This window comes from Parapedobacter flavus (assembly GCF_035818675.1).
Classification (GTDB): domain Bacteria; phylum Bacteroidota; class Bacteroidia; order Sphingobacteriales; family Sphingobacteriaceae; genus Parapedobacter; species Parapedobacter flavus.
In genome coordinates this window covers 80,895-95,241 of record NZ_JAYKZZ010000009.1, presented here as the reverse complement: position 1 = coordinate 95,241, position 14,347 = coordinate 80,895, and the positions used below count along the sequence as shown (strand labels likewise).

Here is a 14,347-nt window from a genome sequence, read left to right as displayed (position 1 = left end):
CAGGATTGGGGTTAGTCAAATCATACCATCGATGAAAATATTAAAATTCGGGGGAACATCCGTAGGGAGTGCGGAGCGCATAAAGGGGTTATTGGACATTATCAACCCTCAAAACCGCCAAATCATCGTGTTATCGGCCGTGGCTGGTACGACCAATGCCTTGGTGGAAATTTCACAGGCTTATCTCGCAGGTGATAAGGATAGGGCCTCTGGGCTTATCAATGCATTGCACGATCACTACCGTAAGTTGATTGCCGAACTATTCACATCGGATGAGGGGCGCCATAATGGCGAAGAGCTAATCGACTACCACTTTAACTTGATTGCGTCTTTTTCGAGTAAGTTGTTCACGCCGGTAGAAGAGAAAATCATACTTGCTCAGGGAGAATTGATTTCTACTACGCTGTTTCATTTCCATCTAACGGAATTGGGAGTACGGTCGAAGTTATTACCGGCCCTGGATTTTATGAAAATAGATGAGGATAACGAGCCGAAAATTGATTTTATACGTGAACAATTGAATGAGTTGCTACTCCAATCAAATGATCACAATTTCTTCATCACCCAAGGGTATATCTGTCGGAATGCTTTCGGTGAAATCGATAACCTCCGGAGGGGCGGCAGCGACTATACCGCATCGCTCATCGGTGCCGCTATCGGTGCCGATGAAATACAGATATGGACGGATATCGATGGTATGCACAACAACGATCCGCGGATTGTGAAGGGCACCGAGCCCATTGCCCACTTGAGCTTTGACGAGGCTGCCGAGCTTGCCTATTTCGGGGCCAAAATTCTCCATCCGCAGAGCGTTTTTCCAGCACAACGCTTCAATGTTCCCGTACGCTTGCTCAATACCATGGCACCCAACGCTGCCGGCACATTGATCAGCAAAGATGGGACGGCAAAGGGCATCGTGCGCTCCATTGCAGCGAAAGATGGCATTACCGCCATCCGCATCCATTCGTCGCGCATGCTATTGGTTTACGGGTTTCTGCGACGGGTTTTTGAAGTGTTTGAACGCTACAAGACGCCTATAGATATGATTACAACGTCGGAAGTAGCCGTTTCCTTGACCATAGACGACACAAAATACTTACAAGAGATTGAACAAGAACTTCGGGATTTTGGTACCGTAGAGATTGATCGCAATCAAACGATTATCTGCGTGGTGGGCGATTTCGGCTGGAATACACACGGTTATGCGTCGCGCGTATTGGATGCTGTTAAACACATCCCCGTGCGGATGATATCATATGGTGGTAGTAACTATAACATTTCTTTATTGCTGCAGACGGGAGACAAGGTCGAAGCCCTTCGATCGCTGCATAATAGGCTTTTCTAATTACTAAAGTAAGTGACCGAATATGATGTTCGATTCTGGCCGTGTTAACGCATTTACTCAACAGGAGACCCCCTTTTACTACTACGACATGACCCTGCTGGAACAAACGCTGACAGCAGCCCGCCAATCTGCGGATGCCTTGGGTTTTCATGTACACTACGCCCTCAAGGCAAATTTCAATGATCGCCTCTTAGCTTGCATTCGAGACATGGGATTCGGTGCGGATTGTGTAAGTGGAAATGAAGTACGTAAAGCCATAGAAACTGGATTCGATTCGGGTAAAATAGTGTTTGCTGGAGTGGGTAAGTCTGACAAAGAGATTACTTATGCATTGAGCAACGATATCTTTACCTTCAATGTCGAATCCATTCAGGAACTCGAAGTGATCGACACGCTCGCCGCCGAAGTTGGTAAAACGGCTCGCGTGGCATTGCGTATCAACCCGAATGTAGATGCTCATACCCACCAGTATATCACGACCGGTTTGGATGAAAATAAATTCGGTATTGCCCATTGGGAATTGACAGAAGCCGTCGAAACGTTAAGACGATGCCACCACATCGAACTCGTGGGTATCCATTTCCACGTGGGATCGCAGATAACCGATCTTAACGTCTTCAAAAGCTTATGTGTGAAGGTCAACGAGTTGAACAATTGGTTTGACGCGCGGGGCTTCCGATTAAGGGTACTCAATGTGGGCGGTGGCCTGGGCGTTGACTACTATGAACCCGACGCCCACTCGACACCTGATTTTCAAAGCTATTTTTCAGTTTTCCATGAGTTCTTGGAGCGGAAACCCGGTCAAGAGGTACATTTTGAACTGGGTAGAGCATTGGTGTCACAATGCGGTAGTTTGGTTTCGCGGGTGCTGTATGTAAAGAATGGCATCAAGAAAAACTTTATCATCATCGACGCCGGAATGACGGAGCTGTTGCGCCCGGCGTTGTATCAGGCTTATCACCGGATAGAAAATCTTACGGCATACTCAGCCAGCCTTACTGACGACCCGGTACACTATGACGTGGTTGGCCCCATCTGCGAAAGTAGTGACTGCTTTGGAAAGGAAGTACCTCTCCCTACGACCCAACGGGGAGATCTCATCGCCATACGGACCGCTGGGGCCTACGGCGAAGTAATGGCTTCGAGGTATAACCTCCGCGAAGAAATACGATATGTATACAGCGACCAGCTTTCTCCACTTAACTGTTGATCAGAGAAAGCATTTCCGCCGTATTGCGCACTTCCAATTTGTGGAGGATGTTTTTCCGATGGGTCATCACAGTATGTACAGATAGGAAAAGCTTATTTGCAATTTCGTTGTTGGTGAGCCCATTACTTACCAAAGTGATGATTTGTAACTCGCGCGGCGAGAGTTTGAATTTGTTCAGAAACTTATCGTCAAAAAGCGCGCTGGGCTCGGAAGCCGCTGTTGTGTGGTCATAATCGTAGTAGTTCTGGCCACGATGGATAAGCTTAATCGTGTCAATGAGATGCTGGGCATCTGAATCTTTGTGTAAATAGCCATTAATATCCAATTCGCGGCATTTGGCATAGATATTTTCATCGGCATACATGCTCAACACAACGATTTTACAGGAAATCTGGTCGTTTTTTAGGATACGAATTGTATCGGGACCATTAAGTATTGGCATATTCAGATCAACCAATACCAAATCCACCATATCGGTCCGTAGGTATTCAATAAGCTCCCTGCCGTTACTGCATATCTTTAGTACCGATAGTTCTGCATCCGACTGCAGAATTGACGCGATACCTTCCGACATCAATTTGTGATCATCCGCTATAGCGATAGTTATCATTGGTTGTCACTCATTTTCCTCACAAAAATTATTATTCTTGCGGAATCCGTAATATAACTTTCGTTCCGTCCCCCGGGGAAGACATAATCTCGATTCTTCCGCCGATCAGTCTCACACGGTCATATATATTGTTTAGTCCAGCACCCTTTAACGTCGAATCTGATTCGAACCCAATACCATCATCGGCTATCGATAACGCACAGCCCCCGTCCTCCGCTACTAACTTAACAATTATATGCTTAGCGTCCGCATGTTTCAGGATATTATTGATGCATTCCTGGAATATCCGGCTAATCATCAAGCGGTCGTGGAACGAGGTCGGTTCGCAAAACCCTTGGTTTTCGAAGGATATTTTGACGATGCCCGCCTTAAGAACTTTATTAAGTTCCTGCTCAATAAAATCGTTGAGCGAATACTGTTCCACGCGATTGATGTTGAGATCGTGTGACAATAGCCGGATATCTTTGATCGCTTGGTCGATCAATTGTCCAACATCTGCTTTGCGTTGCGTGTCTGGACGGGAAAGGTAAAGTTTAATTAAAGAAAGCACCTGCCCCACATTGTCGTGGAGCTCTTGCCCCACATATTTCAATGTCTCTTCACGTATCTCTACCTTGGCCTTCAACACTGCCTGCTCGTATTGCACGATCAGCTGTTGCTGTTCCCTGATGGCATTTATTTTTCGCTTCTGGTAAATAATGACCATAAGGAACATGAATACACCAATCAATGCGAGCATCAAGCTTCCAAATAGGACGGCGATAGCTATTTCGATGTTTGTCGTTTCGATGGAGTTTTCCACGATTCAATGATTCATAATTCGGTTAACTGACGGTTTATGCAGCAACATACCAGCAACATACATGGAATATAATATGAATGCAAAAACCCGTAACATCACGGATCCGAAATAAACATTATTGACCACAAAATAGGTCCAGAAGATTATCGTAAGCGTGCTACTCAAATAGAAGAAAAATATTCCAGTAACAATCCAAAAGGTTGCATTTCGGGCCGGGTTGGTATCGTATTGGCGATCAGATTTGACAAGGTCATGAAAGTACAATAGTGCAAAAACAACTAAAGACATCGCCATGGTGGTACGGGGATAGGTCATCAAAAATGAAATGTTCTGAATAAATAATAAATCAATGAGGAAAAACAGAAGGTTCAGTACCGTGCCTGCCACAATAACCTTTCGTTTACCCGGGTGCCTGACCACACCGTAGAATAGTGCTCCGAAATACAAAATGTTTATCGGTAGTGCCCAATTAAAGATGAAATGGTTGGAAGCGTGTTTGGTAAACACAAAGGAATACAATGACGCGGTTAGTTGATAGAGAAACTGGAACAACAGGAAATACGGGAATAATTTCAGTACCGGCAGACGTAGGGTGTGCCGTCTGTAAAATCCAATTAGCGCGCCCAGTAAGACTAGACCTAATAAAACAATCGTAATGCTATTCATAGGTTGACGTTTTATCGGTATGGAAAACAATGGACCGCACCGTATTGGGCTACGGCGCGGTGAAGCATGATCTCTTACCGATTAAATTCCCTTGCTAGTCCGTTATATGGATCGGTTTTCATAGCAATTGCCCCCCTGGCGATGGCGGCGGACATAAATCCAATTCGTCTGCCGGCAACCCTGCTCGCGATGGAGCGATAGGAAGAAGCACCGGCCCGGTTTTTCCTTTGCTTACAGTTGTCGCCGTCTTGGGTATATTCAGGCAATCGACGCTATTCAGCATGGTGGGATTATCCGGATCGGCAGATTTTGTAGCAACCATTACGGCAGTATGTGCCTTTTTATGTTCGCGCTTTTTCAATTCAAAACCAGGATAATCATCCGCAATGGCATAGTAAAAACGGATTCCATCTGCTTTATTGATTTCCAGCAACTCGAGAAGTGCTTCTTTACTCACCCAAAAAGAGCGGGGTTCATCCATTTTTTTACCCAGCTCCTTACTTCGTTCCACCGCAGCCGGGCCGCGTCGTTGCTTGTCGTACGCATTGATCATCTGCTGGGCCAGTTCCACAGGGATAAGGTTTAATTTACTTTTCTTTTGAATGTTTTCGCGTTTGCCTTTCATAATTACGGTCTTTTAAAAAACGTTCTATTCGTATATGACAAACATCGTGAAAAACCTGGGTGCCGGCAATACACCAAATTAGGTATTTTGTCAGGCATCGCCCACTTCGAACACGCTATCAATTTTCCAGCTTGCTGTGTCTTGAGACGCTTGTACCGCAAGTCGGTCACATCGCTCGTTTTCGGAGTGGCCGGCGTGCCCTTTTACCCAGACGAACTTTACATTATGCAATTTGTAAACATTGAGAAAGCGAATCCAGAGGTCGCTATTCTTTTTTCCTGCAAACCCTTTCCGCACCCACCCATGCACCCAACCCTTTTCTACGGCGTCGACAACGTACTTCGAATCGGAATAAACAATCACTTGCTGGTTGATTTTCTTGAGTGCCTCAAGTCCCTTGATTACGGCCATCAGCTCCATGCGGTTATTCGTCGTTTTACGGAACCCTTCGGATAGCTCTTTATAATGAGGGCCCGAACGCAGAATCGTGCCGTATCCTCCGGGTCCCGGATTACCACTGGATGCCCCGTCTGTATATAGTTCGATCATCGGCCCAAAGGTAAACCATTCCTATCGGAATCGTCCTGTCGATTAGGTATAAATTGCTTGTTTTATATGTGCAGATGCAGACCTGGTTAATATTCGTGCCTTTTGTAGGCGGCAACGAAGCTTTTCCGCATCTCAGCGAAATTTTTAGAAACCGCTTCGGTAAACTCAGCATCGATTAGTTGAAATACATCGTCGACCCCATCAGTCATGTCGGCTTCCGCGATCTTATAAACCTGTTCGAGCGCTCCCTGTTCAAACTTTACGATAAACTTCTGATTCATTGAAAAAATGGTGATCTTGAAGTCGGGGTGGGGGAGTTCTGCTATGGTTCGCATACACCGGTCTTAAACATATCCTTGAGCCTTCATAGCCATCGCAACTTTTACGAACCCACCGATATTAGCCCCTTTCATGTAGTTAATCACACCATTTCTGTCTTTACCGTAATGTACGCATGTATCGTGTATTTCCTGCATGATTTTCTTGAGTTTGCCATCTACTTTGTCGGCATTCCACTGCTGGCCTATCCGATTTTGCGACATTTCTAGGCCTGAAACCGCCACACCGCCTGCATTCGCTGCTTTACCGGGTGCATAAAGTATTTTGGCCTTCATTATCGCCTTTACGGCAAGTTCTGTACAAGGCATATTGGCACCTTCTGCAATGCAGATACAGCCTCCTTTTAGCAGTTGTTTGACATCCTGCTCGTCTAGCTCATTCTGTGTAGCACAGGGGAGTGCGATATCGCAAACAAACTGCCACGGTTTTTTTCCTGAGTGGTATTCCGCCGGGAAGCGGTTTGTATATTCCTTGAGGTTACGCTTGAGTGTATTTACGTAATCCAGCTTTTCCTGAGAGAAACCCTGTTCGTCGTATATGGTTCCGTTGCTGTTGGATATGGTTATTACTTTCGCGCCCAAAGAGATAGCTTTAAGCGCAGCGTAATAAGCGACGTTGCCGGCACCGGATATCGCCACTTTTTTTCCCTTGAGCGTATCTTGCTTTTCATAAAGCATGCGCTCAACAAAGTAGAGCAGGCCAAAACCAGTAGCCTCCGGCCGGATGAAGCTGCCACCCCAAGCGGGCCCTTTGCCGGTTAAAACGCCCGTAAAACTATTCTGAATCCGTTTATATTGGCCAAATAGGTATCCAATTTCGCGTTCGCCAACACCAATATCTCCCGCGGGAACGTCCGTATCACCGCCGATATGACGATAAAGCTCGGTCATAAAGCTTTGACAGAAACGCATGATTTCATTGTCTGACTTATCTCTGGGATCGAAATCTGAGCCGCCTTTCCCCGCACCGAGCGGAAGCCCCGTAAGGCTATTTTTAAATGTTTGTTCAAAAGCAAGGAATTTCAATACACTTAGATTGACAGTAGGGGAGAATCGTAACCCACCCTTATAGGGGCCCAAAGCACTGTTCATTTGGACACGATAACCACGATTGATTTGCACATTATTTGAATCGTCTAACCAGACCACCCGAAAGGAAACGGTGCGCTCGGGCTCCGTGATGCGTTCGAAGAGCTTACAGGCAATTAAATCGCTCGCTTGGGTCTCGATATAGGGTATAACATCTTCGGCAACTTCTCTTACGGCTTGAAGATACTCTGGCTGGTTTGGGTTGCGCACTGAGACGTAGTCGACGAACGATTCGAAGTAATTTGACATATTAAACTGTGATATAATCTTATGAAGCAGGCAAATTTAACAAAAATTTAATCAAATAAGCCATTTTTTATGAATACTCAACGATTCATCCTGTTTTTATTAAAATTATGTCAAAGGTTTGGTACATCGAGATATGCTAATTATAGGAAATGAATTACCGGTTATATCAATAGTACAGAAGGGTGCTGAAATCTCTATTTAACATAACGGTAATTATGATCAATAGGCAATTCCAGACAACGGGCCATATACAGCAAAGGCGGTGGGCGTGTATTTAATGTATTCAAAAACACACGCCCAATCCAATCGTTCAATAATCAATAGGTCTGCTGATCATCAAAGCGGCTACAGTCAAGTTATTTCGTAAGTCGATAAGAATGGCTCCGCCATTTGCCGTGTTGGCTACATAGCTGTCAAATGCCACAGGCTCGGCACACTTAAACTGAACTTTGCCAATGTCGTTCAATCCGAAGGTATCGCTTGCTGATTTATCAAGGGTTTCAATATCAACTCGGTAAACGATATCCTGAACTTTCACTTTGGTCGTTTTCCCATGTTGCTGGAGCAAATAGGTTTGGTTAACATCCAACGGCCTTGTGTCCATCCAACATATATCAGACTCGAAATTTTGGGAAAGCACCGGCTGTTCACCGGCTTTAACGAGCATGTCTCCCCTGCTGACGTCGATATCATCTGCCAGATGAATGATTACCGATGCCCCGCTTTCGGCTGTGGTGAGATCTTCGGAGGCGAATTCGATACCCGTCACCGTGCTTGTAAACCCCGAAGGCAGGGCGATGACCTGATCACCTACAGCGAAAGAGCCACCAACTACACGACCAGCATATCCTCTGTAATCAGGCAGTTCGGCCGTCTGCGGTCTGATAACCCACTGAACGGGAAACCGAGCCTGTTGGGCTTGCGGTCGTTGATTTACCTCAACGGTTTCCAAGAAATCCAATAGTGGTTTCCCATCATACCAAGGTGTATTCGACGACCAACTGGCAATATTATCGCCTTTCAATGCGCTGACAGGAATATAATCTACCTGAGTGGTGTTCATGTTTTCGGTCAATCGCTCATAATCAGCTTTGATTTTGTCAAATACAGCTTTATCGTAATCGACCATATCCATCTTATTGATACATACCAAGATATTCGGAATAGCCAATAACGATACGAGGAACGAATGCCGTCTGGTCTGCTCCACCACGCCTTTGCGGGCATCGATTAAGATGATGGCAAGATCGGCATTGGAAGCACCTGTAACCATATTGCGGGTATACTGTATATGCCCCGGCGTATCAGCAATGATAAACTTGCGTTTATCCGTGTGGAAATATTTATAAGCTACGTCAATCGTTATACCCTGCTCGCGTTCAGCTTTCAACCCGTCGGTTAAGATAGCAAGATCCAGTGTGCCGTCGTCGTTTTTTCTATTGGCACGTTGGATCGCCTCCAGTTGATCATCTAATATCGAATCGGTATCGTACAACAGCCTGCCAATCAAGGTGCTTTTACCGTCATCTACACTGCCCGCTGTTATGAATTTCAATAGATCCATTGTTGGATTTTTCTTTTATTGTTACTTAAAATTTAAAATGCTGTTCTGGCGTTACGGATTAAAAATAGCCGCCCTTTTTACGGTCTTCCATAGCTGCTTCCGACACCCTATCATCCATCCTTGCCCCGCGTTCACTGATGTTCGACAATTGTATTTCTTCTATAATGTTATCGATATGGTATGCTTCAGATGGCACTGCAGCTGTACAGGTCATGTCGCCAACCGTCCTGAACCTCACTTTCCTGCGCTCCACAACGTCCTCATGGTCGATGCTAAGGAATTCCGTCGCCGCCATCAGTTGTCCATTACGAGTGATTACATCACGTTCGTGCGAAAAATAGATTGAAGGTAAGTCGATGTTCTCCCTGCGGATATAATTCCATACGTCCAGCTCGGTCCAGTTGCTGATGGGGAATATGCGTACATTTTCTCCTTTATGAATGCGTCCGTTATAAATGTTCCACAATTCTGGACGCTGCCGTTTAGGGTCCCATTGGCCAAACTCGTCCCGCACGGAGAAAATCCGCTCCTTTGCTCTCGCCTTCTCTTCATCGCGACGCGCCCCACCAATACATGCATCAAACCCGTATGCCGAAATAGTATCTAGCAGCGTGGTGGTTTGCAGCTGGTTACGACTAGCGTTCTTTCCTTTCTGTTCAACTACTTTTCCCGCGTCGATGCTTTCCTGCACATAGCCAACGATCAGCTCTTCCTGTAGTTCGGCAATCAATGTATCGCGGAAAGCGATTGTTTCTGGAAAGTTATGGCCGGTATCGATATGAACCAGTGGAAAAGGGAATTTCCCAGGCCGGAAAGCTTTTTTTGCCAAGTGCACCAAGGTAATCGAATCCTTCCCGCCCGAAAACAACAGTGCCGGTTTCTCAAACTGCCCCGCGACTTCCCGTAAAATGTATATGGCTTCTGCCTCCAAATGGTCTAAATAATCCATGTTCGTTGTTTTCCTTATTTTCTTTTCGTTATTCGTTCAATCATCAATCAAATCAAAGAATTATCAAATCTTCAGATCGATTACGTAGCATGCAAGCCACATTCTTTTTTACTTTGGTCTTCCCACCACCAACGGCCTGCGCGAAAGTCCTCCCCCTCTCCCACTGCCCGTGTACAGGGAGCGCAACCGATACTGGGGAATCCTTTATCATGCAGAGGGTTGTAGGGTATTTGGTGTTTTTTGACGTAGTCCCAGACATCATCTTTCGACCATTGGAAGATGGGATGGAACTTGATAAGGCCGTGGCCCGCATCCCATTCGACCTGCGCCATGTCTTGCCGGTTATCCGACTGGGAAGCCCGGATGCCTGTTACCCAACAGGACGCTCCATTCAAAGCCCGTTGAAGGGGTTCTATTTTGCGAATGCGGCAGCACTCCTTCCTGTTTTCTACCGACTCATAAAAACTGGCGGGGCCCTTATCACTGATTAATTGCTCCACCGCGTGTGTATCTGGAAAATAAGCCTCGATCTTTTTCTTATAGACCTCTACGGTGCGATTCCACACGTAATATGTTTCGCGGAACAGCCGCCCTGTTTCAAGCGTGAAAACGCGTATAGGCAAATTATTGCTAAAGATCATATGCGTGATGACTTGATCTTCTATTCCAAAACTTGTGGAAAAAACCACTCGTTCTGGAAAACGCTCGGCAAGCGAGGCCAACGCGTCCGATATGGCCTTTCCATCCACAAGGTTATCGATTTCTGTTGTCAGTGCATTCATTTCTTCTCTTTTGACGCGAGCAAAGATACCGTATGCGCATTCAATGCTCTTACCTTATCGGTAAAATCACCTTTTAACAGATTTCGAAGCTGGCTCATATAAATCAGCGTCTCGTCGATTTCTTCGGGTAACGCTTCATTTAACAGCTCTTTGATCCGCTTTGCAATGGTGGGTGATTTTCCGTTTGTAGATATACCAAGTTTTAAATTTCCCTTTTTTACGACAGAGCCGAGATAAAAATCACACAAATCCGGTTTGTCTGCAATGTTAATCAACAGATGCCGCTTGCGGCTTTCTTGGCGGATGTGTGCGTTTAATTCGGCACTATCGGCCGCTACCACGACCACATCGACTCCATCCAAATCGACATCTTCGAAAACCCGCTCGTGCAAGGCGACTGACGGATAGTTGTTGGCAAAAACGCGTACGTCCGGACTGATTTCTTTGGCGACAACCTTAACCGCTGCCGTGGGGCTATTACCAAGTAGTGCAGTAAGTTTCTCCAACGCCACATTCCCACCACCTACAAGAAGGGTATGCAGTTGATTCAACTGTAAAAAAATGGGGAACAGCTGGTTGCCTACTTGTTCGCTCATACGGCTATTGCATCTCGCTGGTCCCGTTTTAACCTAAAATGCACGTGCTTGGCCACCACTTCGCCGATGATGATTACCGCCGGCGCCCCAATTTGCTGGGCTTCGGCTTCATCGACAATGTTATCCATGGTAGCTAATGCGGTTTTCTCCTCGGGTAGCGACCCATTCTGTATAACCGCTATCGGCAATCCTCCACGTCCGGCTTCCTGATAAATACGAGCAATTTCTGGTAGCTTATTTAATCCCATGAGTACCACTACCGTGGCATCTGTGCGGGCAGCTACATGGATGTCCTTTGAAACGAGACCTGCCGTGGTGGCACCGGTAATCACCCAAAAACTTTCGCTTATGCCACGATAGGTCAATGGAACCCCTTGTAGCCCGGCTAGCGCAACGGCACTGGAGATACCGGGCACCACCGCAGTAGGGATATTGTATTGGGCGGCATAGTCCAATTCTTCCCCACCTCGTCCAAACACAAATGGGTCACCCCCTTTCAAGCGAACCACATGACCGTTCGTTTGCGCAAGTTCAACCATCATCTGGTTGATTTCCAGTTGGCTGAATGTGTGGTGGCGTGCTCGTTTTCCAACAAAGATGCGAAGCGCATGCTCAGGAGCGTAATCGAGCAACTCCTCATTTACCAAGGCGTCATATAATACCACGTCTGCTGTCGCCAACGCTTTCAAACCTTTCAAGCTGATCAGGTCGGTATCGCCAGGCCCCGCCCCCACCAACGTTATTTTTGAATGTCCGTTCATTTTGTCGTTTAATTATTTTTGTCCACGTCGGAAAAGGCTTCGCTAACCGTTTGCTGTCTCGGCCATCACCGATCGTTTAGCGACGTTTGCCTCGTGGAAATCGATTGCTTTCGCCAGATACTGCCGTGCGAATGCTTCGGAAGGCTCTTGTTTGTTGATTTCAAGTACCTGATTGGCAAACCCTCCAGGGAGAGTAAACTCGCCAGTTTCCACGAAATTTTTCTCAAACTCGTTAATGACTGCAATTTGGGTGCTGCTATGGATGCCTTTCTCAAGGAGCAATGCTTTAGCTGCGCTGATGTACATGCTATAGCTGTGATAAATGGCATCAGCAAACCCACCTGTACGGTAACTTTCGTTTGCCCAATCCAGCTTTTCTTCGGCTTCAAAGAGCAGAACAGAAACCAAGTCAATGACCACGCCGGCACACTCGCCCACCCCGATTGCCTGCTGATAGGTTTCTTGGTGGCCCCAATCAACAAATTCATCTGCCACCAACGTGGTGAGGTCCGCCAGCGGTTTCAACATCCGGTAAAAATAATCCTTGGTTTGCCGGTCGAAATAATCATGAAAATATTCCGAAGGAAGCGCGTTGGCGGAAAAATCGTCAAGCAGCAACCTTACAGCTTGATCTACCCGCTTCGATGGCACTTTGATAACCCGTTCGGCCACTCGGCCGATCCCGTCGCCCAAAACACCGCCGCCAAGCATAATCTGCGCCGCAGGAACCACTTTCCCGTTGGCTTTCAACGAACTTCCGTGCAACCCAATATGGGCGATTCCGTGCTGTCCACATGAATTCATGCAGCCACTTATCTTGATTTTAAGGTCACGGTCATAAACCAAATCTTCGTATTCTTCATATATCAGTGACTCCAAGACCCGAGCCATTTCCGTACTATTCGAAATACCGAGGTTACAGGTATCTGTACCGGGACAGGTAGTCACGTCCGCCACACTATCGAACCCCGGTTTCGCAAAGCCGATTTTAAGTAGTGTATTGTAGATATGGGGGAGCGACTCTTCGCGTGCGAACTTCAGCAACAGCCCTTGGTTTTGCGTTACCCGCAACTCATCAGCCACATGGCCATGGATACCCGCCAACAATACCCTTGCTTTCTCGGTAGGCATGTCGCCGGTCGGGACCTTAATATTTATCGCATAGAACCCTGCTTGCTTTTGTTCCCAAACGTTGGTTTTCCGCCAGATTTCGTAAGCAACGCTATCAACCACCGGTGTTACCTCAGTAGGAACGTGAGTTGGGGGGGCGGGTTGGGATACCGCGCCACGGTCAATTGCAAATGTTTTTACTTTGCTTGCCGTCTGCTCCTCCTCAATTAGCCGTTTTACTTCTTCAAACCCTAGTTTTTGAATCAGGTATTTAAACCTTGCCTTGTTTCGGTTATTCCGTTCACCGTACCGATCAAATGTCCGGAGTACAGCTTCAGAATAGGGAATTAAGCGGTCCTCTGGCAGGAATTCATGCACAACCTGCCCGGCCATGGGTTGAGCGCCTAGGCCTCCCCCCAGTGTCACTCGGAATCCCCGTTCCTCCCGATTGTTCACTGTTCGAATTCTTGGGATAAATCCAAGGTCTTGCCCGAAAGCAAAAGCAGTGTCGCGGGAGCTGGATGAAAAGCCGAACTTAAACTTCCGGCCAAGCTCTTGGCAAATTGGATTCCTTAGGAAATAAGAGAATGTGGCATGGGCATAGGGCGACACATCGAAAGGCTCGTTGGGATCGATGCCCGCCTCGGGCGATGCCGTTACATTGCGCACGGTATTGCCGCAGGCTTCACGTATCGTTATGTCGTCTGCAGCCAACTTTGCCCACAACTCCGGGGTACGATCTAGGCTAACAAAGTGGATTTGGATATCCTGACGCGTGGTGAAGTGCAGATTACGGATGGCGTACTCATCGGAAATATCCGATATACGCAACAACTGTTTGAATGTGACTTTGCCGAAGGGCAATTTGATCCGCACCATTTGTACACCGGGCTGCCGCTGTCCATAGATGCCACGGGCTAGCCGTAAGCTTTTGAATTTTTGTTCTGGTAATGACCCGTCCTGAAACGCCCTTATTTTGCGTTCAAGTTCAATAATCTCCTTTTCTACGACCGGGTTTTCCAGTTCGGTCCTGAAACTCTGCATGAGTGTTGTTTAGCTAATTAAAATGGAATATATCCACCTATCTACCTTTATCCTATGT

At 46.6% G+C, this 14,347-nt stretch carries 15 protein-coding genes; 2 read left to right on the top strand and 13 right to left on the bottom strand.

From position 1 onward, the window contains the following. Nucleotides 1–31 precede the first annotated feature (31 nt). Nucleotides 32–1,345: an aspartate kinase gene (locus tag U9S71_RS08525; RefSeq protein ID WP_326326742.1), complete on the top strand. Its 1,314-nt coding sequence runs from the start codon at nucleotides 32–34 to the stop codon at nucleotides 1,343–1,345. 25 nt (nucleotides 1,346–1,370) lie between these two features. After that, nucleotides 1,371–2,555: a diaminopimelate decarboxylase gene (gene lysA / locus U9S71_RS08520; RefSeq protein WP_326326836.1), complete on the top strand. Its 1,185-nt coding sequence runs from the start codon at nucleotides 1,371–1,373 to the stop codon at nucleotides 2,553–2,555. Here lysA and U9S71_RS08515 read toward each other — a convergent pair. From U9S71_RS08515 to U9S71_RS08455, 13 genes are all read right to left on the bottom strand, one after another. Beyond that, a complete protein-coding gene (locus U9S71_RS08515; RefSeq protein ID WP_326326740.1) occupies nucleotides 2,545–3,165 on the bottom strand; it encodes a response regulator transcription factor in 621 nt (206 codons plus the stop codon). The two genes, lysA and U9S71_RS08515, sit on opposite strands and share 11 nt — an antisense overlap. A gap of 31 nt (nucleotides 3,166–3,196) precedes the next feature. Further along, the gene (locus U9S71_RS08510; protein WP_326326739.1) at nucleotides 3,197–3,967 is read right to left on the bottom strand and encodes a sensor histidine kinase; all 771 of its coding nucleotides are present in this window, start codon (nucleotides 3,965–3,967) and stop codon (nucleotides 3,197–3,199) included. A gap of 3 nt (nucleotides 3,968–3,970) precedes the next feature. Continuing rightward, nucleotides 3,971–4,633, bottom strand: coding sequence for a hypothetical protein (locus U9S71_RS08505; RefSeq protein WP_326326737.1), 663 nt, complete (start codon nucleotides 4,631–4,633; stop codon nucleotides 3,971–3,973). 118 nt (nucleotides 4,634–4,751) lie between these two features. Further along, nucleotides 4,752–5,258 carry a hypothetical protein gene (locus U9S71_RS08500; RefSeq protein WP_326326736.1) on the bottom strand — a complete coding sequence of 169 codons (507 nt, stop codon included), beginning with the start codon at nucleotides 5,256–5,258 and terminating at the stop codon, nucleotides 4,752–4,754. A 90-nt stretch (nucleotides 5,259–5,348) separates the two neighbouring features. Beyond that, on the bottom strand, nucleotides 5,349–5,807 hold the full coding sequence (gene rnhA / locus U9S71_RS08495; protein ID WP_326326735.1) for a ribonuclease HI: 459 nt from the start codon (nucleotides 5,805–5,807) through the stop codon (nucleotides 5,349–5,351). 86 nt (nucleotides 5,808–5,893) lie between these two features. After that, on the bottom strand, nucleotides 5,894–6,142 hold the full coding sequence (locus tag U9S71_RS08490; RefSeq protein WP_326326733.1) for a hypothetical protein: 249 nt from the start codon (nucleotides 6,140–6,142) through the stop codon (nucleotides 5,894–5,896). Between the two features lie 9 nt (nucleotides 6,143–6,151). Beyond that, complete coding sequence (gene gdhA, locus U9S71_RS08485; RefSeq protein ID WP_326326731.1) at nucleotides 6,152–7,483, bottom strand: NADP-specific glutamate dehydrogenase; 1,332 nt, start codon at nucleotides 7,481–7,483, stop codon at nucleotides 6,152–6,154. Nucleotides 7,484–7,793: 310 nt separating this feature from the next. Beyond that, nucleotides 7,794–9,047, bottom strand: a complete 1,254-nt coding sequence (locus U9S71_RS08480) for a sulfate adenylyltransferase subunit 1 (RefSeq protein ID WP_326326730.1) — start codon at nucleotides 9,045–9,047, stop codon at nucleotides 7,794–7,796. A 58-nt stretch (nucleotides 9,048–9,105) separates the two neighbouring features. Then, nucleotides 9,106–10,014: a sulfate adenylyltransferase subunit CysD gene (gene cysD, locus U9S71_RS08475; protein ID WP_326326835.1), complete on the bottom strand. Its 909-nt coding sequence runs from the start codon at nucleotides 10,012–10,014 to the stop codon at nucleotides 9,106–9,108. A 62-nt stretch (nucleotides 10,015–10,076) separates the two neighbouring features. Further along, entirely contained in the window at nucleotides 10,077–10,778 is a 702-nt protein-coding gene (locus tag U9S71_RS08470) for a phosphoadenylyl-sulfate reductase (RefSeq protein ID WP_326326729.1), read from the bottom strand. Beyond that, on the bottom strand, nucleotides 10,775–11,374 hold the full coding sequence (locus U9S71_RS08465; RefSeq protein WP_326326727.1) for a precorrin-2 dehydrogenase/sirohydrochlorin ferrochelatase family protein: 600 nt from the start codon (nucleotides 11,372–11,374) through the stop codon (nucleotides 10,775–10,777). The genes U9S71_RS08470 and U9S71_RS08465 overlap by 4 nt, the downstream gene beginning before the upstream one ends. Beyond that, on the bottom strand, nucleotides 11,371–12,135 hold the full coding sequence (gene cobA / locus U9S71_RS08460) for a uroporphyrinogen-III C-methyltransferase (protein ID WP_326326725.1): 765 nt from the start codon (nucleotides 12,133–12,135) through the stop codon (nucleotides 11,371–11,373). Before cobA ends, U9S71_RS08465 begins: the two co-directional genes overlap by 4 nt. Nucleotides 12,136–12,177: 42 nt before the next feature. Continuing rightward, entirely contained in the window at nucleotides 12,178–14,289 is a 2,112-nt protein-coding gene (locus U9S71_RS08455) for a ferredoxin-like domain-containing protein (protein WP_326326723.1), read from the bottom strand. Nucleotides 14,290–14,347 lie beyond the last annotated feature (58 nt).

What these genes read in the sequence shown, in the direction of transcription:
- U9S71_RS08465 (WP_326326727.1), bottom strand. Translation starts at nt 11,374, where the DNA reads ATGAGCGAACAAGTAGGCAACCAGCTGTTCCCCATTTTTTTACAGTTG.
- U9S71_RS08490 (WP_326326733.1), bottom strand. Translation starts at nt 6,142, where the DNA reads ATGCGAACCATAGCAGAACTCCCCCACCCCGACTTCAAGATCACCATT.
- cobA (WP_326326725.1), bottom strand. Translation starts at nt 12,135, where the DNA reads ATGAACGGACATTCAAAAATAACGTTGGTGGGGGCGGGGCCTGGCGAT.
- U9S71_RS08480 (WP_326326730.1), bottom strand. Translation starts at nt 9,047, where the DNA reads ATGGATCTATTGAAATTCATAACAGCGGGCAGTGTAGATGACGGTAAA.
- lysA (WP_326326836.1), top strand. Translation starts at nt 1,371, where the DNA reads ATGTTCGATTCTGGCCGTGTTAACGCATTTACTCAACAGGAGACCCCC.
- U9S71_RS08500 (WP_326326736.1), bottom strand. Translation starts at nt 5,258, where the DNA reads ATGAAAGGCAAACGCGAAAACATTCAAAAGAAAAGTAAATTAAACCTT.
- U9S71_RS08455 (WP_326326723.1), bottom strand. Translation starts at nt 14,289, where the DNA reads ATGCAGAGTTTCAGGACCGAACTGGAAAACCCGGTCGTAGAAAAGGAG.
- U9S71_RS08515 (WP_326326740.1), bottom strand. Translation starts at nt 3,165, where the DNA reads ATGATAACTATCGCTATAGCGGATGATCACAAATTGATGTCGGAAGGT.
- gdhA (WP_326326731.1), bottom strand. Translation starts at nt 7,483, where the DNA reads ATGTCAAATTACTTCGAATCGTTCGTCGACTACGTCTCAGTGCGCAAC.
- rnhA (WP_326326735.1), bottom strand. Translation starts at nt 5,807, where the DNA reads ATGATCGAACTATATACAGACGGGGCATCCAGTGGTAATCCGGGACCC.
- U9S71_RS08505 (WP_326326737.1), bottom strand. Translation starts at nt 4,633, where the DNA reads ATGAATAGCATTACGATTGTTTTATTAGGTCTAGTCTTACTGGGCGCG.
- U9S71_RS08470 (WP_326326729.1), bottom strand. Translation starts at nt 10,778, where the DNA reads ATGAATGCACTGACAACAGAAATCGATAACCTTGTGGATGGAAAGGCC.
- U9S71_RS08525 (WP_326326742.1), top strand. Translation starts at nt 32, where the DNA reads ATGAAAATATTAAAATTCGGGGGAACATCCGTAGGGAGTGCGGAGCGC.